Here is a 24,927-nt window from a genome sequence, read left to right as displayed (position 1 = left end):
GATCTTGACGGGTTTGGGGACGGCGCCGGGATATTTGACGGCGCCGCTGATGCTGCCCACGGTGCTTTGATCAATAGGAGTGGGGGCGGCGGCCGCGGTCTTCTTCTCCTCGCCCGCGGTGGCGGCCGGTTTTTCTTCCTTGCTGCAAGCGGACAGCAACAGCAGTCCGAGGATGGCAAGCACGAGCAGTACGACTGACGATCTGATTTTCATGATGTGACTGCCTCTCCGTTCGTGTATTGAGTCCCTGACAAATCCAGCTATTTTAGCGCGAGCCTCCCGCGTCGGCGCCGCTGGAGGAAGATTGCTTGCTTTGGGCCGAGCCCAAGTTGGAACCGTGAACCCGCCCTTCGCCAAACCCGGGCGCAGGATGGGGCACCCGATTGCTGGAAGTTTTCTTGGCCGGGGCGGCGCTCCGCGGCAACTGGGCCGCGAGGCGGCGCTGCTCCTCGGGGGTCAATTGAAAGATGTAGCGAACCAGCAACTTGGTCTGATCGCCGGGGTAACTTTGCAGCGCAGGCGGGGTGGGCCCGGCGAAGACGATGCGCCCGTTTTCCTTCTTGAACAAGCCTGAAGGCATGGCAGTGCCGGGGCTGATGTTGGCCGGGTCCATGAGCCAGCGCTCGGTCCAGCCGGGCTTCAGGCGTTCCTTGGCGAGCAGGAAGTTGGGCGCGGTGGCGGTCTTGTCATGCGCCGGGTCGCCGGTGGCGTGGCACTTGAGGCAGGGCGCGGCCTGGCTGGTGAACAGGGCGCGCGCCATGTCGGATTCGGACGCGGTCAGGAGCACCTGCTTCTGCGGAATGTAGGGCAGGGGCTGCTGCGACAGCGCCTGGAAGAAGCGCACCAGCTTGCGCAGTTCGTTCTCCGAGAAATAAAACGTCGGCATGCGCACGCCGAGGTAGGGACGCACTCCGTTGCGATGCTGGTCGTTCGGGTTCGCGGTCATCGAAGGATTGGCGAGGAAGTGCAGCAGCCACTCGGGGTCAACCCGCGCGCCTTCGGTGAGCAGCTTGGGCGGCAGGGTTTCCTTGGCTTCCTGATAGCGCGGCACGGTTTCGATGGCCGTCTTCTGGCCCGGGGTGAACTGGTGGCAGCCGACGCAGTTGTATTTGCGCACGATCCACCAGCCTTCCTGGATGTCGCGACGGGCATCCTCGGGACGGTACTGATAGCTCGCAGGAAGGGAAGTCTCCTGGCTGCCAAGAAGGAACGTGGTGAGGGCGCGGATCTGCTCCTTGTCGAGGTGCGGATCCGGCATGCGAAGTTTTTCGGTATCGCTCTTGATCATGCCCTGGTCGTAGACGTTGGGCATGGAGAGCTTGTGCTCGAAGAAGCCCTTGTGGTTGTACCAAGGGCCCTTGGCAGGACCCTCGGGCAGGCGCGCGCGAATTTCGGCGTCGGTGATGGGCTCCTTGCCGGTGTCTTCGGCGACCTTGGTGAGCAGCGCAAAGTCGAGGCGCTCGATCGGCTTGCTGCCTTCCTGGGTTAACTCGGTGCCGATGCGGCCTTCCTCTTCAAAGCCGGAAATTTCGTGGCAACCGGCGCAGCCGAATTGCTGGATCCACTTTTTGCCCTCGGCTTTGAGCTTGGGATCGTCCATGTAGGAGGCGTCGGGATAGGAAGATGGCTCCTGCTTTTTCTGCGCGAGCAGGTAGGTGGCGATGTCGGAGACCTCGTCGTCGGCAAGGCGCAGGCTGGGCATCACGGTCATCTGCTCGACCTGGAGCTCGTGGCCGTCGTTGGGGCACTTGCTGTGGTCGAAGTCGAAGACGTACGGCAGATTGTGCTTGGCGTAATCCTCGGGGCCGATGTCCTTCTTCTCATAGGGACAGTAGGGGCGGGTGCGCACGCGCGGATTCTTGATCCAGCGGAAGATGTAATCGTAATTGGCCTTCTCGCCGAGGCGCGAGAGGTTGGCGGCGAAGTCGCCGCCCATCTGATTGCTGCCTTCGCCGATGGAGTGGCAGGCAAGGCAGCCGCGGGTTTCAAACAGCTCCTTGCCGCGCGCCGCGCTGCCGGTTTGCTGCCGGGGAAGCGGATCGTTGAGCGCGGTCTGCCACAGGTAGGCCGAGATCGCCTTGACCTGGCCATCGTTGAGGCGGAAATTCGGCATCTTAGTGCCGGGGCGGAAGTCGGTGGGCTTGTGCAGCCAGACGGGCACCCAGTTCTTGTTGAGTTTTTCGCGGACTTCCTTGAGGTCGGGGCCGATCTTCTTCAGGTCGCGCAGCAGCGAGGAGGAGCGCAGATCGAGCTGCTCGATGCGGCCGGCGATCTTGCTGTTCTCGACGCGCATGGACTCGGCGCGCTGGTTCAGCCGGTTGGCTTCCTCGTTGGATTCGGCCTGGTCGGCCCGCTTCATGGCGATGGAGGCCTCGCGCAGGTTGTCGCGCTGCTGTTGCTCCATCTGCTTGATCTGCTGGCCGATGTTGAGTAATTCCTCGGGCTCGCGGTCGTAGCCCTCGTAGCGGTGGCAGCCGTTGCAGCCGCGCTGGCGGAAGAGGAACTTGCCTTCGCTGATCGTCTGGCCGACCGAGCCGGTCTGGATGAACATGTCGGCCTGGTGGCAAGTCTGGCAACCGGCTTCCACGTTCTGCTTGCGGAACAGCGGCCACAGCCAGTGCTCGTAGTTGCCGTGCGCCTTTTCAATGCTGGTGGTGGCGCGGCCGTTGCCCTGGTGGCAGGGCGAGCAGCCGAACTTGTCGGGATCATGAACTTTGAGCAAGTCAGGCTCGGGATGGCTGGTGGAGGCAAGGGCGTAGTCGTCGGGACCCTTGCGGCCCTTGGGCGTCATCAACGCGGCGGTGAGGCGCACGGGCTCGCGCGTGCCCATGTGGCAGGACTCGCAGCGGTCCACGATATTGGCCTCGGCGACGTTGATCTGCACGATCTGCGGATCCCATTCGGCGGTCTTGTTCTGCAGGCCGCGAAGCGCGTCGGGAGTGAGCGACACCATGTGCTCCTTGATCCAGGTGTCGCGCGCCAGCTTGGCTTCGTTGATGGGCTTGAGCAGGTCGCCGAGTTCGCCGCCGAGCCGGCCTTTTTCGTTCTTCAGCTCGTTGTAGGTTTCCTCGAGTTGCTGGAAGTTGTATTTCTTGCGCGTGCCGTCGGGATACTGCACTTCGAATTGCTGCGCCTTGTACTTGTCCAACTCCTTCTGCTTGGATGCCTTTCCGCTGGCGCTGTCGGTGGTTTCGATTTCGTAAGTGAGGGCGTTGACGTAGGCGCGCTTGTCGGTAAAGACATTCTGGACGGCGAGAATTTCGGCAGACTTGTTGGCGAGCTGTTGGTTGATTTCCTTAATTTTCGGTTCAGCGGACTTGGAGGCGGACTGGTAGGCGTCGTCGAGGGCGCGGAAGTCGGGGTTGTTCTGCAGGTCCTTCTCGGCGTCGGCGGATTGCGAGCGCGCCTGCTTGAGGAACGAGATGTAGCGCTCCTGGAAGGCACGCTGGTAGCGCTTCCACGGACGCTGGCCGTAGGCCTCGTCCCACATCGCCCATAACAGCGTCCCGATCAGCACCACGATGGCGATGGTGTAGTGCAGGGCGTACGACTTGGTGGTGATCGGGTCTTGCTCGGGAATTTGATCCTCTGGCACCCTTCTCCTCCGAAAACAGCTCTCAGCTGTCAGCTCTCAGCTTTCAGCGGATCAATGGCGGTTTCAGCCGTCCCTACGGTGTCTGCGTCATAGCCGTGCCGCGCCGCTGGCGCTCACGCTTTTTGGTCCACTTTACCCAGCGCTGCCGCGCTCGCTCACGCTTTTTGGTCCACTTTACCCAGCGCTGCCGCGCTGGGCTAACGAATTTCGCCGCTCCGCGGCTGGTTTCGGTTCGCTTTTGGACCACTGCAACGCGCGAAATCGAGCTATGACACAGACACCTACGGGACTGGCATCTACTTGCACAACGTTTCCCGGCACTGAAGTGCCGGGCTACTTTCATTCGCGCCTACGGCGCTGAATTCCCCCAAAACGAGCTGACAGCTGATAGCTAAGAGCTGACAGCTGATTGCTAAGAGCTGACAGCTGATAGCTAAGAGCTGAAAGCTGATAGCTGACAGCTGACGGTTTCTTCACACGTTAAACCAAGGCGTAATCCACACGTACTTGATATGCAAGCTCAGGCGCAGCAGCATCTTGATGGGCAGCGCGACCATGGTGAGCATGAGAAACATCATCACTTGGTACTGGAGCAGGCTCATGCGGCGCCAGTCCTTGGGCATCTTGCGGCGGAACAGCGCGGTCATGACGAAGCCGCCGACCGCGAAATAGCCGCCCACGATAATCGCCCCGAAAATTCCCTTGCCCAGATTCGAGGTGATGCCGAACAGATCAGGCAAGTCGCGGTTCACCTCGTAAATTAATCGGTTGTGGTCCCAGGTCTGGCCCGGCCAGAACCATTGCCATCCCGGGCCGCGAATGAAGGTGCCGATGATGATCATCGAGACCCAAAGAATCAGAAAGCCGAAACAGAACGTGGCGATGGAAAACTTGCGCTGCTTGACGGTGTAGTAGCCGCTGCCCAGCGGATTGGTGTCAATGTAGGGAATCACCATCAGGCCGATGATGATGAGCGTCGGCATGACCACGCCGGCAATCCAGGGATCGAAGTACACCAGCATTTCCTGCAGGCCGAGGAAGTACCACGGCGCCTTGGCAGGGTTCATGGTCAGGTTGGGATTGGCCGGCTCTTCCAGCGGCGCGCTCATGGTGATGGACCAGACCATCAGGATGGCGGTGACGATGATGGCCGCCAGGAATTCCATGCGCAGCAGAAACGGCCAGACGTGAACTTCCTTTTGCCATCCGGGGCGGAAGGGCCAGGTCTTGCGATGGTGCGTCTTGGCGAGCGCGGGATCGGCTTCCAGTTGCTCGATGAGTTCGTCGTTGCCCTTGGCCTGGCGGAAGGCCAGCCACAAATAAAACACCACCAGCGGCAGCAGCGCCGTGATGGGGATATTGTCGGGCGTGGTCGCGATCGTCCAGAGCTGATGCCAGTTCATAGAACCCCCATCGGGTGATCGGGCGATCGGGTGATCGGGTGATCTGACGTCACTTCTGACATGTTCACTCTCCCGCTGCCTTTTGTGCTCGGCGCGGCTTGTCGGCTTCGGAGGTGAGCATGACCGGCGCCGGGCCGGAGATGCCGCCGTCCTTCCGCACCCGCCAGAAGTGCACGATCATAAACACCGAGGCGATGATCGGAATCGCAATGCAATGCCAGATATAAGCTCGCAGCAGCGCGTTGGCGTCCACGATCGAGCCGCCGAGCAGCCCAAAGCGCACGTCGTTATACGGCGTCATTCCTAACTGCGGACCGAACGGGCCTTCATGTCCAAGGATGGGCGTGGCGCGCGCCATGTTGGTGCCCACGGTGACGGCCCAGAATCCGAGCTGATCGTCGGGCAGCAGGTAGCCGGTGAAGGAGAGCAGCAGCGTCAGCACCAGCAGGATCACGCCCACGTTCCAGTTGAACTCGCGCGGCTTCTTGTAGCTGCCGGTGAGAAACACCCGGAACATGTGGAGCTCGACGGCGATCACCATCAGGTGCGCCGCCCAGCGATGCATGTTGCGCAAGATCTTGCCGAAGGGGACATCGTGCTCCAGGTAGAGCACGTCGCGGAAGGCCTGCACCTTGGTCGGGTGGTAGTAAAACATCAGCAGCACGCCGGTGAAGGTGAGGACGATGAACAGGAAAAAGGTGATGCCGCCCATGCCCCAGGTGTAGCTGTAGCGCACGGCGTCGCGGTTGATTTTGGCCGGATGCAGGTGGAGGAAGACGTTGGAGAGCACGCCGAGGGCGCGGTTGCGCGGCGTTTCGTCGTGCTTGTGGCGGAAGATCGAGGTGTAGACCTGCGTTTTGGTCGGGTCCTTGACGCTTTCGATCTGCTCCTTGAGCTTGCCGGGCATCTCGGTGCGGAAGGCCTCCACCTCCTGCTTCACGATCACCCCGATGCCTTTTTTCCCGTTCTTCGGCGCGGCGGGACCTCCGTCGCCGGAGGCGCCATCGCCGGCAGCGCCCTTGGCTCCGTTTCCGCCTGTGACCTTCACATCATCGTCGGCCATAAGACCCTCGAAACCCGTTGTCGGTTGTCGGTTGTCGGTTTGCGGTAAAACCGAAAACCGTTAACCGTAAACCGAAAACTGCTACACCGAGAGGAATGCTCCCGGATCATCAAAGCGGCTGGTCTGCCCCTTGGGCCATTGATACAAGCGGCTGACGTCCACCAGGACCTGGCCGTCGGGAGCAACCTCGACGTGCGCGCGGTCCATGGGGCGGGGCGCCGGGCCTTCAAAATTCACGCCTTCACTGTCGTAGCCGCTGCCGTGGCAGGGGCACTTGAACTTGTTCTCGCTGGGCTTCCAATCGGGTGTGCAGCCCAGATGCGTGCACTTGGCGTAGATCACGAACAGGCGGCCCGGGATGCGGTCCACCCAGATGCGGTATTTCTGCTGGAACTTGGTGTCCACGCCGAGGCCGAAGTCGGAGGGATATCCGATTTTGAAAACCGTGCTCGGCTCGAACAGCGTCCGCGGCAGAAAGAAGCGGAAGAAGGCCAGCAACCACGTCGCCAGGAACGCCGCCACCCCGGTCCAGACCAGGCGCCGGCGCTTGGAATCAATTTCTGTTCCGATGCGGCCGCCGCTGCTGACCCCACCGGCGGCGGCGGCTTTCGAGGTGCCGACCGCGGGTGTTCCTACGTACTTCACGGCTGATCCGGTGCGGGCCACTTGAGAGACGGCCGGCATCGCCGGAGCGGGTTTGGCTGGCGCAGGGGCCGCGGGCCGGGCCGGCGCGGCGGCAGCAGCAGCGGGCGCGGCAGCGGCAGGAGCGGCGGGGGGAGGAGCAGCAGGGGCGTCGCCGCGCTCAAACGACATGGGCTCGCCGGCCTTCAACGCTTCGATGTCTTCGTCGGAGATCAGCGGCAGGCCGGAGCGCTTGCGATACGCCTGCTCGGCCGCGATCACGGAGTTGTTCAGCGGCTTGCGCGGCCACCCCGGGAGCCGGCCCAGTTCGCCGCCGGCCACAGCCTTGGATCCCTCATCAGCCATTCTTTCTTACCCCTTTGCCACGACCCGCATTGCCGGAGCGGCAAAGGCAGGTTCCTTCCTCAAGCCCGGCTGCACGCAAGCGGTCACCAGTTGAGCGAGCGCGCCGATAAACACCGGCGAATCGTTTAGGCCCGCCGTCATCTCGAAGCGCGTGATGCCGGCCTGCGCCGCCAGCTCGCGGGCTTCGTGATCGATCTCGCCCAGGGTTTCAACGTGGTCCGAAACAAAGGAAATGGGCACTACGCAGACGTCCTTGATGCCGGCGGCGCCCAGTTCGCGGATGGTCGAGCGCAACGACGGTTGCAGCCACTTACTGGCGCCGACCTTGCTTTGATAACAAAGGCGGTGGCAATTGAGCCATCCGCCGCGCCGCTTGACCAGCGCAACCGTTTCCTCGATCTGGCGCTGGTAGGGATCGCCCTGCTCGATCACCGACACCGGGACGCTGTGCGCGCTGAACACCAGCACCACGTCGTCGGGATCGGGAAAGCGGGCGAGGGCGTCCTCGATGCGCTCAGTGACGGAGTCAATATACAAGCCGTGGCGATAGAAGTCATGGATGCAGGAGACCTGCCGGCCGGCTGCGGAGAATCTACGGTTCCACTCGTTGAGGCTGCTGCCGGTGGTGGTTTTCGAATATTGCGGGTACAGCGGCAGCAGCACGATATGGTCGCATTGCGATGCATCGAGTGCGGCGACGGCCTCCTCGGTGAACGGGTGCCAATACCGCATGGCGACAAAACAGCGGGCGTCCAGACCTTCGGCGCAGAGCCGCTTTTCCAGCGCGCGCGCCTGGCGCTCGGTGTTGCGCCGAATGGGCGAGCACCCGCCGATCGCCTGGTAATGGTGCGCGACTTTGCGCGCGCGGGTGACGGAAATGAGCTTGGCGAGCGCCTTGCGTCCGACGCGGGCCAGGGGGAAATCGATGATGTCGGGGTCGCAAAACAGGTTATAGAGAAACGGCTCGATGGCCTCGATCGAGTCTGGGCCGCCAAGTTGAAACAGCACTACACCAGTACGACGGTTTGTCCAGGACATCCGAAGCAACACCCCACAATGGCGCAAGCGATGATATTCAAAACGTCGCCTGCTCGTCAAACCATGCAGAAGAAAACGGTGCTCGGAAAAGCGCGATGGGCGCGGTTTTTGGGAGATAACAGTTTTGTTGGGAAGAGTTTCAGTTTCCGTTTCAGTTTCAGCGGAGTTTGGGCCCGTTCCGATCAAGCTGAAACCGAAACTGAAGCTGAAACTTGTTTTCAGGCTTCCTTGGCGACGGGCTCGGGCGCAGCGGATTCGGGCTCGGCTGCCATGGCTTCAATGATGGCGTCGGCGAACTGGGAGGTGCCGGCGGTGCCGCCGACGTCGCGCGTGCGCTTGGACTTGTCGCGGTACACCTTCTCGATGGCGTTGCGGATGCGCCAAGCCGCCTCGGATTCGCCGAGGTGGCGAAGCATGAGAATCGCGGAGCGGAGCAGGGCGGTGGGATTGGCGATGCCGCGCCCGGCGATGTCGGGGGCGGAACCGTGTACGGCTTCGAAGATGGCGCGGCCGTCGCCGAAATTCGCGCCGGGCACGACGCCCAGGCCGCCGACAAAGGCGGCGCAGAGGTCGCTGATAATGTCGCCGTAAAAATTTTCCAGCACCAGCATGTCGTACTGGTAGGGATTGGTGACCAGTTGCATGCAGGTGTTGTCCACGATGTGCTCGCCGTAGGTGATCTCGGGATATTCGCGAGAAATGTTGCGCGTGCAGCGCAGGAACAGCCCGTCGGAGAGCTTCATGATGTTGGCTTTGTGAATGCAGTGGATGCGCTTGCGTTTGTTTTTGCGCGCGTACTCGAAGGCGAAGCGGGCAATGCGCGTGGAGGCTTTCTCGGTGATGATCTTCAGGCTCTCGACCACGCCGGGCACGACTTCGTGCTCGATGCCGGAGTACAAGCCCTCGGTGTTCTCGCGGATGATGATCAGGTCCACGTCGGGGTAGCGCGTGGGGATGTGCGGAAGATTGCGAATCGGACGGAAATTCGCGTACAGCTCGAAGCGTTTCCGCAGGGCGACGTTGATGCTGGAAAACCCGCCGCCGATGGGCGTGGTGATCGGGCCCTTGAGCGCGACATGGGTGCGCTCGAAGGAGTCAATCAGGTCCTGCGGAAGATACTCGTGGTACTTCTCGAAGGCATCGGCGCCGGCCTCCTGGCGCTCCCACGCAAACTTCACCCCGGTAGCCTCGAGAATGCGGACGGTGGCCGCCGTGATCTCGGGGCCAATGCCGTCGCCGGGAATGAGGGTGACTGTGTGGGTCATTTGCGAGCCCAAATATATTGATGCGCAGGAGATGTGGTTCGACCCAGCAGAGTTTAGCAGCCAACCGTTTGAAGGTCAGTTGTTGCGGAAATCCGCAGAACGGAGAGTTAGACTCCAGCGATTAGCACTAGAGTCGTTGCAGGCCGCCCACTACCATGTACACGTCACCGCTGAAACGGCGGTTTCCCTCAAAGAAAACCCCCAACTCGCCGAAGGCGGTCACACAACGTACTGCGACTTTGGCCGGGTGTAACTTATCGGCGAATTGAAAACAGTAATTTGTACCCGCAGGGCTTTCGACACTCTTGCGATCTTCCAGAACGTACCCATCTTGTTTCGCGACTGTCACAACAGCAGCCTCGATTTGCTGCTGCGTAACATTGCGGTCAATACGATGTGTGAACACGCTTATGTGGCCATAACCTTCTTTTCTGATGAACGGCGCACCGAAGGAAAACGCAAAAAACGAGTTACCGCCGAACAACGAATACCCACTCGGAAACGGCACACGCCAAGTCGCAAAACTTATCGAATTGCCGCGCATCGCGTGCCACAAAGGCGCCATCAAGTGCGAAATGAAGAAAAGCCCAACCAAAACGCAGACCAGTGCCGTTGTGACCAAAATGCGGAGACAACGAAGCAGTTTTCCAGGCTCACTCATAAGCGACAAGCACCACCATCGCAGGTTCTTTATTGCGTCTTTGCCCCTGTAATCTTCACCTTCGCAGGTCCAGCCATATCTTTGGATTTCAGCAAATCCTTCAACTCCAACATGAACTCCTGCACGTCCTTGAAATCGAGGTAGACCGAGGCGAAGCGCACGTAGGCAACTTTGTCGTGGCGGCGCAGGCGATTCATGATCAGCTCGCCAATCTCGCTGGTCTTGCGCTCGCGTTCCGGCGAGTTGATGACGAAGTCCTCGGCCTCGTTGACGATCTGCTCCAGCTTGCCGATGGAGATGGGCCGCTTTTCGCAGGCGCGCAGCAGGCCGTTGAGAACTTTCTGGCGGTCGAATTTTTCGCGCCGGCCGTCTTTCTTGACCACCATGTAGGGAATTTCGTCAATGCGCTCGTAGGTGGTGAAGCGCTTGTTGCACTTCAGGCACTCGCGGCGGCGGCGGATGCTCTCGCCTTCCTTGCTCTCCCGCGAATCCACCACGCGGTCGTTTTCAAACGCGCAGAAGGGACACTTCATCTTGGGGCATCACCTTGTCGGGTAACAAGCGATTGTACACGGGGCACAAGGCTCACGGCACACGGCAGGAGGTGCGTCACCACCGAGGCACCGAGTTCACCGAGACTCACCGAGAGAAGATCTCGAAGAGATGTGCTCGGTGTACCTCGGTGTCCTCCGTGTCTCGGTGGTGAATCAATGGCGGACCGCAGGCTACAGTTTGCGGGTTTCGCCTGGAGCCTGAAGCCTGAAGCCTGAAGCCTGGTGTTCCAACGCCTCTTCCGCTTCGGCTTCGTGCGAGAGTTTGCGCAAGGAAAGGTGCTCGCGGTGGGCCAGCACCAGGCCGATGGGAATGACGGCCATGAAAGTCACGATCCAGAGCAGGATGCCGCAACTGACCGCGAGTTCGGGCGGAATGCCGTAGATCACCTGCAGCGCGCTGATCACGGCAAGCTGGCTGCCGCCGCCGACGGCGGGCAACTGCACGATGGATCCCACCATGCTGAAGCCCATCAGCAGCAGGGTATGGCCGATGTCGAGATCGGACAGGTGTGGGCGATCGCCGATGCGCTTGACGCGGTGATTGCCCTTGTAAAGCCACAGGCCGTGTTCGCGCGGTTCGTCGTGGCGTTCGATGCGATAGCCCTTGGCTTCGAGCGCGCTGCGCAGTTCGGCAACCGTGGTTTCATCCAGCGGCTGTCCGGCGAGCAACGAATTGCCCGCCAACTGCGCGGACTCGACGTCCACCGACCGCGGCTCCGGCCTTTGCCCGGTGATTCGGGCCTGGCGCCAACCGGGTTCCGGCGGGTAGGCGTGACAAACCTCGCGGTAGGCAAGCGCGATGGTGAACCAGATGGCGAGGGAGAGCGCGGTCACTTGCAGAAACGAAAGCCGGTCGTGGATGGTGTTCAGACCGATGCCGAAGGCGCGTGTTTTTTCCTCCAGGTGCTCCGCCAGCTTGCGCGAAATGGGGCTGACCTTGCGGTGGAGAAAGGCGGCGACCGCCGGCCCGCGGGTGCGGATCAAGTAGCACAACCCGGCCATGGCCAGGACCATGCCGAGAAGCACCACAGCGGCTTCGCGAAATTTCAAGATGTAGGGGTTGGACTGAATGCTGCCGGGGACGAAAACATTGACGGTCATCAGCACGGCGAAGGCGCCGACATCGAAAATGCGCTCCACCGTCCAGACGCCGATCTGCGACGAGAGCGAGACGTTTTCCTTTTTCGCGATCAGGTAAGGGCGGACGAATTCGCCGGGACGACCGAGCAGCGCCAGTCCGGTGAAGCCGATGAAGGTAGGGCCGATCAGCCGGCTGATGCGCGACTGGCAAATCGGCTTGAGAAACACCTTCCAGCGCAGGGCGCGCAGCAGGTAGGTGAGATAGATCAGGACGACAGCGGACAGGATGTGAAGCTTGCTGATGCCGCCGGTCTCGGCGCGGAAGCGGGCCCAGTCGAAGGCGCGCCAGTGCTGCACCTGGAAGTAGATGAGTACTCCGAGGACAGCAACCACAATGGCGGTGGTGAGGATTCGCTTCTTGTTCATCCGTGGCGTGAAGCCGGAGGCTTCACCTTAAACGACGCGTAGGAAGGGGTCAATGCAGCCGGCGCTTACTTTGATGCGGCGTTGGATGCGGGTCAGGAGCCCGGAACGGGGTTCACGGCTGGTTTGGCGGCGGCGTGGGCAGACTTCGGCGGTACGGATTTCTTCGCCTGAGTTTTGCGCGCGGCCAGCTTCTTGCGGTTGAAATCGCGAATCACGTTGGAAACGTAGGCGCGGGTCTCGCGATAGGGAGGAACGCCGTGGTACTGCTCCACCCTTTGCGGGCCGGCATTGTAGGCGGCCAGCGCCTTGGCAAGATCATTGTTGTAGAGACCCAGCAACTGGCGCAAGTAGCGCGTGCCGCCGTCCACGTTGGCCTGGGCATCGAAGGAATTCTGTACCCCGAGTTTCGCCGCGGTGCCGGGCATAAGCTGCATCAGGCCGCGCGCGCCCTTGGGCGATACCGCCTTGGGATTGAAGCCGCTCTCGGCGCGAATGACGCTGTCAATCAGGTCAGCGTCGATCAGGTGCTTGTCGCTGGCGTTGGCAACTACCGACTTCATGTCCAGTGCAGCGGCGGGCGAGGCTGCGGGAGCGGGCGGGGGAGGCAGTGGTTCCTGCGACAGGGAAGCGATCTCGGCGGTGGGGACATCGATGTAGTTGTTCTCGTCAGCGGTGGTGTACAGGCGCGAGGTGTCCTCGACGATGCGGCGGTGGTCGAAGCGCATGCTGAAACCGTTGCGCAGTGCGGCGACATACACCATGCCGGGTGTGGCAGCCGTCGCCGCAGGGAGCGGCTCGGCGGGCGCGTCGGCCAAGGCGGCCGCCGTCAACGCCACCATACAAGTGAATATGTACGCCAATCTCTTCATTCTGTCTTAATCGCTGCCGCAGCCATGCCCAACGCTTGCTCGACCGCCGCCGCCACGCCGCTCTGGTCGTTGCCTGCGGTCTCTATCCAGCCATACTGCTTCAATTCCGGGCAGGCGTTGCCCATAATAACCGGGACGCCGGCAAACTCAAGCATTTCTACATCATTGTAGTTATCACCGATGGCCATGACTAGGTTACGAACGATTCCCCGGTGGTGGGCCCAACGCTCGAGGGCGTGACCCTTGGAGCAGCCGTAATTGAGGATGTCCACGATGGTGAGATCGCGGGCGACATATTCGGTTTTCAGGACCGTGATCTCGTGGGCCATCCCGGCGGTGGCGAGCCGCGCCTGCGCCTGCTGCATGCGCGCCACCGTGCCGCAGAACATCGCCTGGATGGGATCGGTGACCAGGGCGGCCTCCAGCGGCGTCACGCGCTCGATGTAGGCCTCGTTTTTCTCCATCCAGCGGCTGATGGAGCCGTGCAGTTCATCGGTCCGCTCCAACACCAGCGCGCCGCGGCCTTCGCGTTCGAACGTCAACACCGCATTACCGCGGAATTCTTCCATGTGGCGGAGCAGCTTGCGCGCGGCCGTTGCCGGCAGCTTGTCGGTGAAGAAATGCTCGCCGCGGCTGGACTTGGTGACCGCGCCATTGGAGCTGATGAGCCACAGGTCGAAGCCCAGCGCCTCGGCGATCGGCATGGCAAACATGTGCCGGCGTCCGGTGACCAGCAGGATCTCGATACCGGCCTGGTGCGCGCGCCGCAGCGCCGCGAGGTTGGCATCGGAGATCTGGAACTGGGGATCGAGCAGGGTGCCATCAATGTCGATGGCGATCAGTCGGATGTTCAGCTTCACTGGCGTAATTCTACCGGGGCGAGCGGCGGATGTCTTGTGTAGTACCTGAGTACCTCAGAACCTGAGCACCGGGCTGCTCCGGCGCAGGATTGTGGGTGACGGAATTCAAGCACAGCATTTATTCTGTTCGCGCTGTTGGTCTGGAAGCTCTGGCACGACCAATGAAACGATGGGCGAAGCGGCAGCGAATTCGGATCCTGCTCATCCTGGCGGTAGTAGGACCGGGATTCATCACGGCGAACGTGGACAACGACGCCGGCGGAATCCTCACCTACTCGCAGGCAGGGGCGCAGTTCGGCTACTCGCTGCTGTGGACCATCATTCCCACCATGATTGCGCTCATCGTGGTGCAGGAAATGGCGTCGCGCATGGGCGCGGTCACCGGCAAAGGGCTCAGCGACCTGATCCGGGAAGAGTTCGGCTTCCGCATCACGTTTTTCATGATGCTGGCGCTGATCGTCATTAACTTCGGCAACATTCTCAGTGAATTTGCCGGCATCGCCAGCAGCCTGGAACTGTTCCATGCCAGCAAGTACGTCACCGTGCCGGTGAGCGCGGCGTTCGTGTGGCTGATCGTGGTCAAGGGCAGTTACAAGAGCGTCGAAAAAGTATTCCTGATGGCGTCGTTTTTTTACATCGCCTACATCATTGCGGGCGTGCTCGCGAAGCCCCACTGGATCCAGGCGGTGACGAGCACGCTAACACCGCCGCATAGCAATGTATGGTCGTCGCAGGCTTACTTGTACATGACGATTGGCGTAATCGGCACCACGATCGCTCCCTGGATGCAGTTTTACCTGCAGGCTTCCATCGTGGAAAAGGGCGTGACTGTGCGCCAGTACCGCACCTCGCGGCTGGACGTGATCTCGGGCTGTGTGTTCGCGGTGGTGGTCGCATGGTTTATCGTGGTCGCCTGCGCCGCCACCATGCACGTGCATGGCGTGCGCAATATCGAGACCGCCGCGCAAGCCGCCATCGCACTTCGTCCGCTCGCCGGACAGTACGCTTACCTGCTGTTCGCCGCCGGACTGTTTAACGCCTCGCTGTTTGCCGCCTCCATCTTGCCGATCTCAACCGCCTATTCGGTTTGTGAGGGCCTGGGATTCGAGTCGGGAGTGGGGAAGAAGTTTCGCGAAGCGCCGGTCTTCTACTGGCTCTACACGGTGTTGATCGTAGCCGGGGCCGGGGTCATCCTGGTTCCGAATTTTCCCTACATCAAGGTCATCCTGTTCTCGCAGGTGCTGAACGGGATCGCACTGCCGTTCGTGCTGGTGTTCATGGTGCTGCTGATCAACAAGCGCGAGCTCATGGGGAGCTACGTCAATTCGCGTTTTTATAACGTGGTAGTGTGGGCGACCACGGCGGTGCTGATCATCCTGACCGCCGCCTGGTTCTTGACCCTGCGCAAGCCGTAGGCTCGGCGGGCCCCAATCGCGAGTTCCTTACCTGCGGGTCGTTTGACCTCCTCCACCCCACATGAGATATTGATGGGCCCTAATTCAGCGTGCGAAGCGTCATCCGTTCATACCCTGGAGAGTGGCCAAGGAGCGCCATGGTTCGCCTGATTCCCCGGGAAACCAAGTTCTTCGAACTGTTTGAAAACATGGCGAGTAACGTCACCGAGGGGGCGCGCGTGCTGCACGGGATCCTGCAGACTTTCGAGAACGTCGAAGTCCAGGTGCAGCGCATCAAGGAGATCGAGCACCGCGGCGACGACATGACCCATTCGGTCATGACCAAGCTGAACCAGACGTTCATCACCCCGTTCGATCGCGAGGACATCCACCGCCTGGCCTCGTCGCTGGATGATGTGCTCGATTTCGTCAATGCCGCCGGACAGCGCCTGGTGCTCTATAAAATCCGCCGTGCTCCGAGTCCGGCCGCTGCACTGGCCGGGTTGATCGTGCGCCAAAGCGAGGAGCTGACCAAGGCGGTCTCCCTGCTGGAGAAGAACAAGCACGTGCTGGAGCACTGCGTCGAGATTAACCGTTTGGAAGACGAGGCCGACAGCGTGTGCCGCGAAGCTATCGCCAACTTGTTTGAACACGAAAAGGACCCGATTGAGCTGATCAAGATGAAGGAACTGTATGAGGTGCTCGAAATGGCCACCGACAAGGCCGAAGACGCCGCCAACGTGCTGGAAGCCGTCGTCCTGAAGAGCGCCTGATCCGCAGCCAAATCAATTCCAACCCACGGGGAACACAAGGCTGGTGAACTCGTCACTCCTACTGGTCGGTGTCACGGTTCTGTTTGCGCTCGCGTTCGATTTTCTGAACGGTTTTCACGACGCCGCCAACAGCATCGCCACCGTGGTTTCCACCCGCGTGCTTTCCCCCAAGCTGGCCGTGGTCTGGGCCGCGTTCTTCAATTTCGCCGCCGCCTTCTTTCTCGGCACCGCCGTCGCGCACACCATCGGCAAAGGCATGATCCAGCTCGACATTGTCACCCAATACGTGGTGCTCGCCGGGCTGATGGGCGCCATCGTCTGGGACTTGCTGACCTGGTTGTTGGGCCTCCCGACCTCCTCCTCGCACGCCTTGATCGGCGGCTATGCCGGGTCCGCCATGGCGCGCGCCTGGGTGTTGACCGGCGATTTTCACCGCACGGTGGGGGTGATCATTCCCAGCGGCTGGACCAAGACCCTGGTGTTCATCGTCGTGGCGCCGTTCATGGGACTGTTCCTCGGCTTCGGATTCATGGTCGCCGTTTCGTGGATTTTCCACCGCAAAGCACCGCGCCAGGTGGACGGCTGGTTTCGCCGCCTGCAATTGCTTTCCGCCGCCGCCTACAGCCTCGGCCACGGCGGTAACGACGCGCAGAAAACCATGGGTATCGTCGCCGGCGCGCTGTACACCGCCGGCATCATGACCAAGGCCGATATGACAGGGAGCTGGGGCAAGTTCAAGTGGCCCATCATCCTGGCCGCCCATGCCGCCATCTCCGCCGGTACCTACTTTGGGGGATGGCGCATCGTGCACACTATGGGCTCGAAGATCACCAAGCTGAAACCCGTGGGCGGCTTCTGCGCCGAAGCCGCCGGCGCCATCACTTTGTTCGGAACCGCGCTCGCCGGCATTCCCGTCAGCACCACGCACACCATCACCGGCGCAATTGTCGGCGTCGGATCCACCCAGCGACTTTCCGCGGTGCGCTGGGGCGTGGCGCGCCGCATCGTGTGGGCATGGGTCCTCACCATCCCGGCTTCGGCCGGCGTTGCGGCGCTCACCTTCTGGCTGATCCGGCTGTTTCACCCCGGCGCGTGAGGCATTTGGTAATTTCGTAATTTGACAATTTGACGACGTGCTGCATGGTGCACGTGTATCGCGACGGTTTTCAAATTACCAAATTACGGAATTACCAAATTACGAAATGGGCCATTCGCCCGTGTAGAATTTCGGTATTCCATGCCTCCCACCTCGCCATTTACCGACGTTCCGGCCTCGATTGAGGAGATCCGCGCCGGGCGCATGGTGGTGGTAGTGGACGACGAGGATCGCGAAAACGAAGGCGACCTCACCTTGGCCGCCGAGAAGATCACGCCTGAGGCGATCAATTTCATGGCCAAGTTCGGCCGCGGGCTCATCTGCCTGGCGCTCACCGAGGAGCGCCTCGACCACCTGCGCATCGGGCCCATGACGGCGGAGAACACCTCGCAATTCGGCACCGCGTTCTGCGAGGCGATTGATGCGCGCGAGGGTGTCACCACCGGCATCTCCGCTCACGATCGGGCGCGCACCATCCGCGTCGCCATCGATCCCGCCTCTCGTCCCGGCGACCTGGCGCGGCCCGGACATGTGTTCCCGCTGCGCGCGCGCCGCGGCGGCGTGCTGGTGCGCGCCGGCCAGACGGAAGCCGCGGTGGACCTGGCGCGGCTGGCCGGCATGGTCCCCGCCGGCGTGATCTGCGAAATCATGAATGAAGACGGCACCATGTCGCGCGTTCCCGACCTGGTGAAATTTTGCGCCCTGCACCATCTGAAAATGCTCACCGTCGCCGAACTCATCCGCTACCGCATGCAGCACGAGCGCTATGTGCGGCGCATCGGCGAGGCGCTGGTGCCGACGCGCTTTGGCGAGTTCCGCATGATCGCCTACGAGAGCGAGGTGGACGGCGGCGAGTCGCACATCGCGCTGCTGCGCGGCGACGTCGAGCATGCCGCCGCTCCCGTGCTCGTCCGCATGCACTCGCATTGCCTGCTGGGCGACGTCTTCGGCGCCACCTGGTGCGGATGTCACCACGTGATCGAGGGCGCGATGCAACGCATCGCCGATGAAGGGCTCGGCGCACTCATTTATCTGCATCAGGGTTCCCAGGGATTCACCCGCGAAAAGCTCGGCGACACCACGGTGCTGACGTTCCATCGCGAACATCGCCTGCCATCGCTGCCGGAGAGCGAGCGCAAGACGCAGCGCGAAATCGGCATCGGCGCGCAGATTCTTTCCGACCTCAACCTCAGCCGCATTCGCCTGCTCACCAACCATCCGCGGAAGGTGGTGGCGCTGGAGGGTTTCGGCATCGAAATTGTCGAGCAGGTCGCAATCCCGTCCTCCAACGCCGTCACCGCCGGCTAACACGTGGGTTGGAGCGCGCTCGCCCCCGAGCGCGACGGTGCGGGTTCGCAGAACCGACAACCGCAAACCGATAACCAACAACCGATAACCGACAACCGACCACCGCACCTGTTATCATTTCAATCTGACGTGCAATGGCGATCCTGCCCCAGACAACTGACACCACTGTTCCCCCGCCGGACCTAGCATCCTCAAGTTCATCCCGCTTGCGCCGTTGGGCGCCGCTGTTCCTGCTGCTGCTCTCCGCTGCGGTCTATCTGGGCGCGGCGTCGCGCCCCGCGCTGCTCGATGACGCCGATGCCTCCCATGCCCTGGTCTCCCGCGAGATGTTACAGCGCGGCGACTACGTCGTCATGTTCCTCAACGGGGTTCGCTACCTGCAGAAAGCGCCGATCCATTACTGGATGGTCGCGCTCGACTACAAAATCTTCGGCCAGACCGAATTCGCCACCCGGCTGCCGGTTGCACTGGCGATGATCGGCCTCACCCTGATGGCCTTTGAATTCGGGCGCCGGTTCTTCAGCGAACGCGCCGGGCTTTACGCCGGGCTGGCCACCGCCACCAGCGTCGGCATGTTCATGTTCACCCGCATCATGATCCCCGAGGCGATCTATGCCTTGGAGTTCACCGCCATCTTCTATTTATTCTTGCGCGGCTGGACGGGATCGTTGCGGCCGCGCAGCGCCTACTGGGGCGTCGCTGTGCTCACGGGCTGCGCTGTCCTCACGCGCGGGCTGATCGGAGTGCTGTTTCCGGTCGGAACCATCGTCGGGTTCATCATCCTGACACGCGGATGGAAACGCTGGCGCGAGCTGCACGTGGTTTCCGGCACGCTGATCTTTCTTGCCATCGCGGTGCCGTGGCACGTCATCGCCGAGTTGCGCGCCCCGGGATTCCTCTGGTCCTACTTCATCAACGAGCACGTGAAGCGCGCCCTGGGCACGCGCTGGCCTCCGGACTACGACGCTACCCCGCTTCCCATCTGGTGGGCGGCGCACCTGGCGTGGTTTTTTCCGTGGAGCCTCTTTCTGCCGCTTGCCATCAAGCAGTTTCCGTCACCGCGGACCTGGTGGAAGCAAATGACGGTAGAAGCGCAAGCGCGGCTGCTGCTGTTCATCTGGTTCGGGTTGGTGTTCATTTTCTTCTCGCTGGTGGTCGGTTCGCGGATGGAGTACTACGCGTTCGGGGGATGGCCCGCGGTCACGATCCTGATCGGCCTCGGCATGGCGCGCGCGGAAGAGCGGTGCGACAAATGGCTGCCGCGCTTGCAGGCCGTGCTCGCCGCCATCGGCCTCGCGCTCGGCGGCGTTTTGACCTGGGCGGTCTGGCAGGCGGCGCGCGTCCGCGCCACCGGCGACATCTCAACCCTGCTGAAGACGCACCCCAACGATTTCTACCGCCTCAGCATGGGACACCTGTTCGACCTGACGCCCCAAGCCTTTGCCGACCTGCGCACGCCCGCGCTGATCGCCGCCGCCTGCTTTTCCGCCGGGTTCGTGGCCACCTGGCTGGTCGGCCGCACTCGCCGCGTGATGACCAGCGCGGTTGTGCTCGGCGTCACCATGGCGGTGTTCATCTTCGCCGCCAATCTCGCCTACGGCGTTTTCGAGCCGCACATGTCGTCGCGCCCGCTGGCGGTCGCCATTCTGAAACATTTGCGCACCGGCGATCAGATTGCCGTCTATGGCGAATTCGATCCCGCCTCGAGCGTGTCGTTCTATACCCATCGCCAGTTGTTGATCTGGAACGGCCGTTACAACAATCTGGAACTCGGCTCGCACTATCCCGATGCGCCCAGGATTTTCTTCACCGACCAGACGTTTCCCGCCATGTGGATGGGTCCGCTGCGCATGTTTCTCGTGGTGCCGCAGGAACAGCGCGCAGCCGCCTACCAGCGCCTGCCGAAAGATCACACCTGGCTGTTAATGGAGAGCGGGGGCAAAGCCGTGTACGTCAACCATCCCCTGACGCCCGGCCAGCCCTCGCTGGCGCAATCGCAGGTCGCCTCGAACTGAGGATTCTGAAGGGCGCTTTAGATCGCCAGATCACCCGATGGGATCGCTTCCGCCCGCCCGCTCTTCATGCTGCGATACGCCGCGTCGAGGATGAGCTGATTTTTCCAACCTTCCTCGCCGGGAACCGGAAAAGCCGCGCGGCCTTCCAAGGCACCGGCAAACGCATCCACCTGCCGGGCATAGGCCAGTTCATTCGAAACCTGTTCTGTCTCGACGCCGCCGGCACGGCGCAATTCAATGGTGATCGGCCCATCCACCCTGAGCCCATTGTCGGCGCGGAGCACGCCGCGTTCACCGACGATCTCGATCGGCGTTCGATACTCCGCCAGCGAGGACACCAGCACCGCTCCCAACCCCGAGCGCCGGAATTCGAGTAACACCAAGGCCGCAGCTTCCATGCTGCCGACCGCGCTGGGGAACGCGCTTGCCGACACGCGGGCAACTTCGTCGTCGAGAATGAAGCGCAGCGCGTCAATGCAGTGCACCCCGACATCGGCGACCGGCCCGCCCCCGGCGACGGTCGCGTCATGGATCCAGGTGCGCGCGTGCGCCGCCACAAGATAGGAAAATTCCGAGCGCGCGAACACCACGCGGCCAATCTCGCCCGCCGCGATGCGCTGGCGGAGCCTCCGCGTACTGTCGGCGAAGCGAAAGATCTGCGCGATTCCCAGCAGCAAGCCCTTCGCCCGGGCGCGCTCTACTATCTGCGACGCCTCGCCGGCGTTCATTGCCATGGGCTTTTCCAGCAGGACCGGCTTGCCGCATTCCAGCGCAAGCAGCGTGTCGCCCAGGTGGCAGTTGTTCGGCGTCGCGATAAAAACGGCGTCCACCTCCGGCGACCGGCACAACTCCTCGGCCGACGCGAAGGCCTGGGGGATGGCGTGCTCACGCGCGGACGACGCGGCCTTTTGCGCATCCCGCCGCGACAGCGCGGTCACGCGCGCGTTTTGAGCCCGGCGGAAGCCGGGCATCAACCGCTTTGCCGCATGCAGGCCGAAGCCGATGATTCCGAAGCGCACCATTTCAATGTGGGTCTCGAAATTACCAATTACCAGCTGCCAATTACAAATTGCCGTCGTCACTCCCGCTGGTGACGTGGGTCACGGAACGGTAGGGCAGAGGGGACCAGACTACAGCTAGAGGTGCCCTGTGCCCATCCTCTTCATGGCGCTGATCGCGCTCGCCGTCTTCCTGGTGATGGGCGGATTGGTGTTTTACGCCGCCTACGCCGAAGGGCGCACGGCTCACAAGGACGACGCGGCCAAGCCGGCGGCGCGTCCCTAGGCGGGATGATCCGCGCCACGACGTCACTGACCGTCACGTGATTTTGTGACTTGGCTCACCGGCCGGTGTATTGACAGATTTTTTCGGACGAGTAATACTTTACGTTCAATGTTCGACGTTGCCCACAACACGACCATGGCCATGTGCACCATTATTAAGTGCATGTGTCGTGGTCTGTGGGTTGCGCGGACGAGCGGCAGAAGCTGAAGCGGTAGCCGCAAAAGTTCAACGACCCACGGTCCACCCGGATCGCGGGTCGTTTTTCTTTTGGCGCCAACAAATTCGAGGAGAGTGCAGCGATGAGCAACGACAACGGCAACCCTCAAAGACGTTTTGCCACCCTGGCGGTGCACGCCGGCCAGGCGCCCGATACCGCCACCAAGGCGCGGGCCGTCCCGATTTACCAGACGACCTCCTACGCCTTCGACGACGCCGATCATGCCGCCCGGCTGTTCGCGCTCAAAGAGTTCGGCAACATCTACACCCGCATCATGAACCCGACCACCGACGTCTTCGAGAAGCGCATCGCCGCTCTGGAAGGCGGCATCGCGGGGTTGGCGCTCGCCTCCGGCCAGGCGGCGGAAACGCTCGCCATCATCACCCTCGCCTCGGCCGGCGACGAAATCGTCTCCACTACCTCGCTCTACGGCGGCACCTACAACCTCTTCCACTACACGCTGCCGAAGCTCGGCATCAAAGTCCGGTTTGTCGATGCCGAAGATTTCGACGGCCTGCGCGCCGCCGTCAATTCGCGCACCAAAGCCGTGTACACCGAGAGCGTCGGCAATCCCAAGCTGGATATTCCCGACCTCGAACGCCTGGCCGCGATCGCGCACGAGTACGGGCTGCCCTTCGTCGTGGACAACACCACTCCGTCGCCCGCTCTCTGCCGCCCCATCGAGTGGGGCGCCGACATAGTGGTCAATTCGGCGACGAAGTTCATCGGCGGCCATGGCACCTCGATCGGCGGCGTCATCGTAGACAGCGGGAAGTTCGACTGGAAAGCGTCGGGCCGCTTCCGCGATTTCGTCGAGCCCGATCCCTCCTACCACGGCGTCAGCTACGCCGAGGCATTCGGTCCGGCGGCGTTCATCATCAAGGCGCGCGTGCAGGGCCTGCGCGATACCGGCGCTTGCCTCTCGCCCTTCAATTCCTTCCTGCTGCTGCAGGGCGCCGAGACTCTGCATCTCCGCATGGAGCGCCACTCGCAGAACGCGCTCGAAGTTGCGCGCTTCCTCCAGACGCATCGCGAAATCGAGTGGGTCAATTATCCCGCGTTGCCGCAGGGCAAGTATTTCGAGCGGGCGCAGAAATACCTGCCCACCGGCGCCGGCTCGCTGGTTACGTTCGGCATTCGCGGCGGCTACGAGGCCGGGCGCGCGCTCATCAATTCGCTCGAACTCTTCAGCCTGCTGGCCAACATCGGCGACGCCAAGTCGCTCGTCATCCACCCCGCTTCCACCACCCACCAGCAACTCAGTGAAGAAGAGCAGCGTTCCACCGGCGTCACGCCCGACCTGGTGCGGCTCTCGGTCGGCATCGAGGACGTGCGCGACATCATCGCCGACCTCGACCGGGCCCTGGGGAAGGGAAGCGCGAAATCGGCGGCGGCGGCGCGCCCGTCGCACGTTGCGGCACAGGCCGCGGGAGACTGACAATGGCTTCAATCGAACCCACTGCCGAAGCAAACTGTAGGCTCGAAGGCGCCTTCCGCCTCGAGGCCGGCGGGGAACTGCCTTCGCCGGATGTGCGTTACGCCGTGTATGGCGAGCTCAACCGCCGCCGCGACAACGCCATCCTCGTCTGCCACGCGCTGTCCGGTTCGGCGCGCGTGGCCGACTGGTGGCCGGAGCTGTTTCCCGGCGTGTTCGACACCTCGCGCTACTGCGTCATCGGGACCAACCTGATCGGTTCCTGCTATGGCGCCACCGGACCGGGCTCACTCAGTCCCGTGACCGGCGTCACCTATGGGCCGGACTTCCCGCTGGTCTCCATCCGCGACATGGTGCGCGCGCAGGCGGGCGTGCTCGACCACCTCGGCATCGAGCGCCTGCATACCGTGGTGGGCGGCTCGATCGGCGGCATGCAGGCGCTGCAGTGGGCGGTGGACTTCCCGCAACGGGTGGAACGCGCCATCGCCATCGGCGCCGCGCCGCTCTCCGCCATGGGCCTGGCGCTGAACCATCTGCAACGTCTCGCCATTCAACTCGACCCCGCGTTTCGCGGCGGACACTACGCCGCCGACGAAGGTCCCGAGGCCGGGCTCGCGCTGACGCGCGGCATCGCCATGCTGTCGTACAAGTCGCCGGAGTTGCTCGGCGAACGCTTCGCGCGCCGCCCCAACCGCAACGGCGAAGACCCGTACCGCGCCTACTCGGACCGCTTCGACGTCGCCGGTTACCTCGATCACCAGGGCAAAAAATTTATCGCCCGCTTCGACGCCAATTCCTACCTGGTGCTGTCGAAGGCGATGGACACCTTCGATCTCACGCGCGGGTATGAGTCGGAACGCGAGGCCCTGCGGCGCATCCGCGCGCGCGTGCTGCTGGTCGGCATATCCTCCGACTGGCTGTTTCCGCCGGAAGATGTGCGCGACCTGGCGCAACGCGTCCGCGCCGCCGGACACGCCTGCGACTACGCCGAGCTGAAGTCGTCGCACGGCCACGACGGCTTTCTCGCCGACATGGATCAACTGGCCCCGTTTATCACCGCCGCGCTCTGGCGCCCGGCGGGTAATCCGGTGCCGATCACGCGGCCGCATCTGGCGCGCGCGGCCAACTAGGAGCGTGCCCCAGAACCTGCTGCGCGAATCTGAACCGCGGCTCGGGGCTCGGCGTCTGACCCAGGACGTGCGCTATCTCACATCCAATAGTGAGCGGCATCACCGCCGCTGGTGCGTCTCCCCGGTACCTTCATAGATAGACGAGGTGCACCGTCCGGACATCCGCGAGCGGCAGCGCCCTGGAAATTTCATCGGGAGAATTGAACCATGGCTTACGTAATTACCGATACCTGCCTGAAGGACGTGCTCTGCGCTGACGCCTGTCCCACCGACTGCATTCATCCCAAGAAGGACGAACCGCAATTCGAGGCCGCGACCCAGATGTACGTGGATCCCGAAGGCTGCATTGACTGCGGCGCCTGCGTCTCGGTCTGCCCCTCGAATTCCTTGTTCCCGGCTGAAGAAGTGCCCGAGGACAAGAAGGATTTCGTCGAGAAGAACGCCAAGTACTACGCAAACTAGTCAGACGGTGTA

The 24,927-nt window shown here is 62.3% G+C and carries 21 protein-coding genes; 8 read left to right on the top strand and 13 right to left on the bottom strand.

Features of this window, described 5'->3' with window-relative positions; all coding sequences use genetic code 11:
• The 12 genes from LAN70_09140 to LAN70_09085 form a co-directional block, all read right to left on the bottom strand.
• On the bottom strand, positions 1 to 213 hold a 213-nt coding region (locus tag LAN70_09140; GenBank protein ID MBZ5511325.1), incomplete at its 3' end, for a hypothetical protein.
• A gap of 52 nt (positions 214 to 265) precedes the next feature.
• Positions 266 to 3,595 (bottom strand): cytochrome c, encoded by a 3,330-nt coding sequence (locus LAN70_09135; protein ID MBZ5511324.1) that lies wholly within the window; start codon positions 3,593 to 3,595, stop codon positions 266 to 268.
• Positions 3,596 to 4,068: 473 nt separating this feature from the next.
• Positions 4,069 to 4,998 (bottom strand): cytochrome C, encoded by a 930-nt coding sequence (locus tag LAN70_09130; protein ID MBZ5511323.1) that lies wholly within the window; start codon positions 4,996 to 4,998, stop codon positions 4,069 to 4,071.
• 64 nt (positions 4,999 to 5,062) lie between these two features.
• Positions 5,063 to 5,905 (bottom strand): cytochrome b N-terminal domain-containing protein, encoded by an 843-nt coding sequence (locus LAN70_09125; GenBank protein ID MBZ5511322.1) that lies wholly within the window; start codon positions 5,903 to 5,905, stop codon positions 5,063 to 5,065.
• A 237-nt stretch (positions 5,906 to 6,142) separates the two neighbouring features.
• Positions 6,143 to 7,048, bottom strand: a complete 906-nt coding sequence (locus LAN70_09120; GenBank protein MBZ5511321.1) for a Rieske 2Fe-2S domain-containing protein — start codon at positions 7,046 to 7,048, stop codon at positions 6,143 to 6,145.
• Between the two features lie 6 nt (positions 7,049 to 7,054).
• Positions 7,055 to 8,086 carry a ferrochelatase gene (gene hemH / locus LAN70_09115; GenBank protein MBZ5511320.1) on the bottom strand — a complete coding sequence of 344 codons (1,032 nt, stop codon included), beginning with the start codon at positions 8,084 to 8,086 and terminating at the stop codon, positions 7,055 to 7,057.
• 218 nt (positions 8,087 to 8,304) lie between these two features.
• Positions 8,305 to 9,351 carry an isocitrate/isopropylmalate dehydrogenase family protein gene (locus tag LAN70_09110; protein MBZ5511319.1) on the bottom strand — a complete coding sequence of 349 codons (1,047 nt, stop codon included), beginning with the start codon at positions 9,349 to 9,351 and terminating at the stop codon, positions 8,305 to 8,307.
• Positions 9,352 to 9,478: 127 nt separating this feature from the next.
• Positions 9,479 to 10,012, bottom strand: coding sequence for a hypothetical protein (locus LAN70_09105; GenBank protein MBZ5511318.1), 534 nt, complete (start codon positions 10,010 to 10,012; stop codon positions 9,479 to 9,481).
• Between the two features lie 29 nt (positions 10,013 to 10,041).
• On the bottom strand, positions 10,042 to 10,545 hold the full coding sequence (nrdR, locus tag LAN70_09100; GenBank protein MBZ5511317.1) for a transcriptional regulator NrdR: 504 nt from the start codon (positions 10,543 to 10,545) through the stop codon (positions 10,042 to 10,044).
• 192 nt (positions 10,546 to 10,737) lie between these two features.
• Entirely contained in the window at positions 10,738 to 12,072 is a 1,335-nt protein-coding gene (locus LAN70_09095; protein ID MBZ5511316.1) for a flippase-like domain-containing protein, read from the bottom strand.
• A gap of 92 nt (positions 12,073 to 12,164) precedes the next feature.
• Complete coding sequence (locus LAN70_09090) at positions 12,165 to 12,833, bottom strand: lytic transglycosylase domain-containing protein (GenBank protein ID MBZ5511315.1); 669 nt, start codon at positions 12,831 to 12,833, stop codon at positions 12,165 to 12,167.
• Positions 12,834 to 12,937: 104 nt separating this feature from the next.
• Positions 12,938 to 13,801 (bottom strand): Cof-type HAD-IIB family hydrolase, encoded by an 864-nt coding sequence (locus LAN70_09085; protein MBZ5511314.1) that lies wholly within the window; start codon positions 13,799 to 13,801, stop codon positions 12,938 to 12,940.
• 161 nt (positions 13,802 to 13,962) lie between these two features.
• Here LAN70_09085 and LAN70_09080 point away from each other — a divergent pair, with 161 nt between their 5' ends.
• The 5 genes from LAN70_09080 (at position 13,963) to LAN70_09060 (ending at position 20,387) form a co-directional block, all read left to right on the top strand.
• Positions 13,963 to 15,216, top strand: a complete 1,254-nt coding sequence (locus tag LAN70_09080; GenBank protein MBZ5511313.1) for an Nramp family divalent metal transporter — start codon at positions 13,963 to 13,965, stop codon at positions 15,214 to 15,216.
• A 137-nt stretch (positions 15,217 to 15,353) separates the two neighbouring features.
• Positions 15,354 to 15,968, top strand: a complete 615-nt coding sequence (locus tag LAN70_09075; protein ID MBZ5511312.1) for a DUF47 family protein — start codon at positions 15,354 to 15,356, stop codon at positions 15,966 to 15,968.
• A gap of 61 nt (positions 15,969 to 16,029) precedes the next feature.
• Entirely contained in the window at positions 16,030 to 17,064 is a 1,035-nt protein-coding gene (locus LAN70_09070) for an inorganic phosphate transporter (GenBank protein MBZ5511311.1), read from the top strand.
• Between the two features lie 141 nt (positions 17,065 to 17,205).
• Positions 17,206 to 18,372, top strand: coding sequence for a 3,4-dihydroxy-2-butanone-4-phosphate synthase (ribB, locus tag LAN70_09065; GenBank protein MBZ5511310.1), 1,167 nt, complete (start codon positions 17,206 to 17,208; stop codon positions 18,370 to 18,372).
• A 206-nt stretch (positions 18,373 to 18,578) separates the two neighbouring features.
• Positions 18,579 to 20,387: a glycosyltransferase family 39 protein gene (locus tag LAN70_09060; protein MBZ5511309.1), complete on the top strand. Its 1,809-nt coding sequence runs from the start codon at positions 18,579 to 18,581 to the stop codon at positions 20,385 to 20,387.
• Between the two features lie 17 nt (positions 20,388 to 20,404).
• On the opposite strand, the gene LAN70_09055 is transcribed toward LAN70_09060, so the two are convergent.
• Positions 20,405 to 21,409 carry a Gfo/Idh/MocA family oxidoreductase gene (locus LAN70_09055; GenBank protein MBZ5511308.1) on the bottom strand — a complete coding sequence of 335 codons (1,005 nt, stop codon included), beginning with the start codon at positions 21,407 to 21,409 and terminating at the stop codon, positions 20,405 to 20,407.
• A gap of 561 nt (positions 21,410 to 21,970) precedes the next feature.
• Between LAN70_09055 and LAN70_09050 the strand changes: the two genes are divergently transcribed.
• The 3 genes from LAN70_09050 to LAN70_09040 all read left to right on the top strand — a co-directional run bounded on the left by LAN70_09050 (position 21,971) and on the right by LAN70_09040 (position 24,915).
• Positions 21,971 to 23,326 (top strand): homocysteine synthase, encoded by a 1,356-nt coding sequence (locus tag LAN70_09050; protein ID MBZ5511307.1) that lies wholly within the window; start codon positions 21,971 to 21,973, stop codon positions 23,324 to 23,326.
• 2 nt (positions 23,327 to 23,328) lie between these two features.
• Positions 23,329 to 24,453 (top strand): homoserine O-acetyltransferase, encoded by a 1,125-nt coding sequence (locus LAN70_09045; GenBank protein MBZ5511306.1) that lies wholly within the window; start codon positions 23,329 to 23,331, stop codon positions 24,451 to 24,453.
• A 207-nt stretch (positions 24,454 to 24,660) separates the two neighbouring features.
• Positions 24,661 to 24,915: a 4Fe-4S binding protein gene (locus LAN70_09040; protein MBZ5511305.1), complete on the top strand. Its 255-nt coding sequence runs from the start codon at positions 24,661 to 24,663 to the stop codon at positions 24,913 to 24,915.
• Positions 24,916 to 24,927 lie beyond the last annotated feature (12 nt).

Source organism: Terriglobia bacterium (assembly GCA_020072845.1).
GTDB lineage: Bacteria > Acidobacteriota > Terriglobia > Terriglobales > Acidobacteriaceae > JAIQGF01.
Note: the sequence above shows the minus strand (reverse complement) of the source record. Positions and strands in the feature narration are given on the sequence as shown.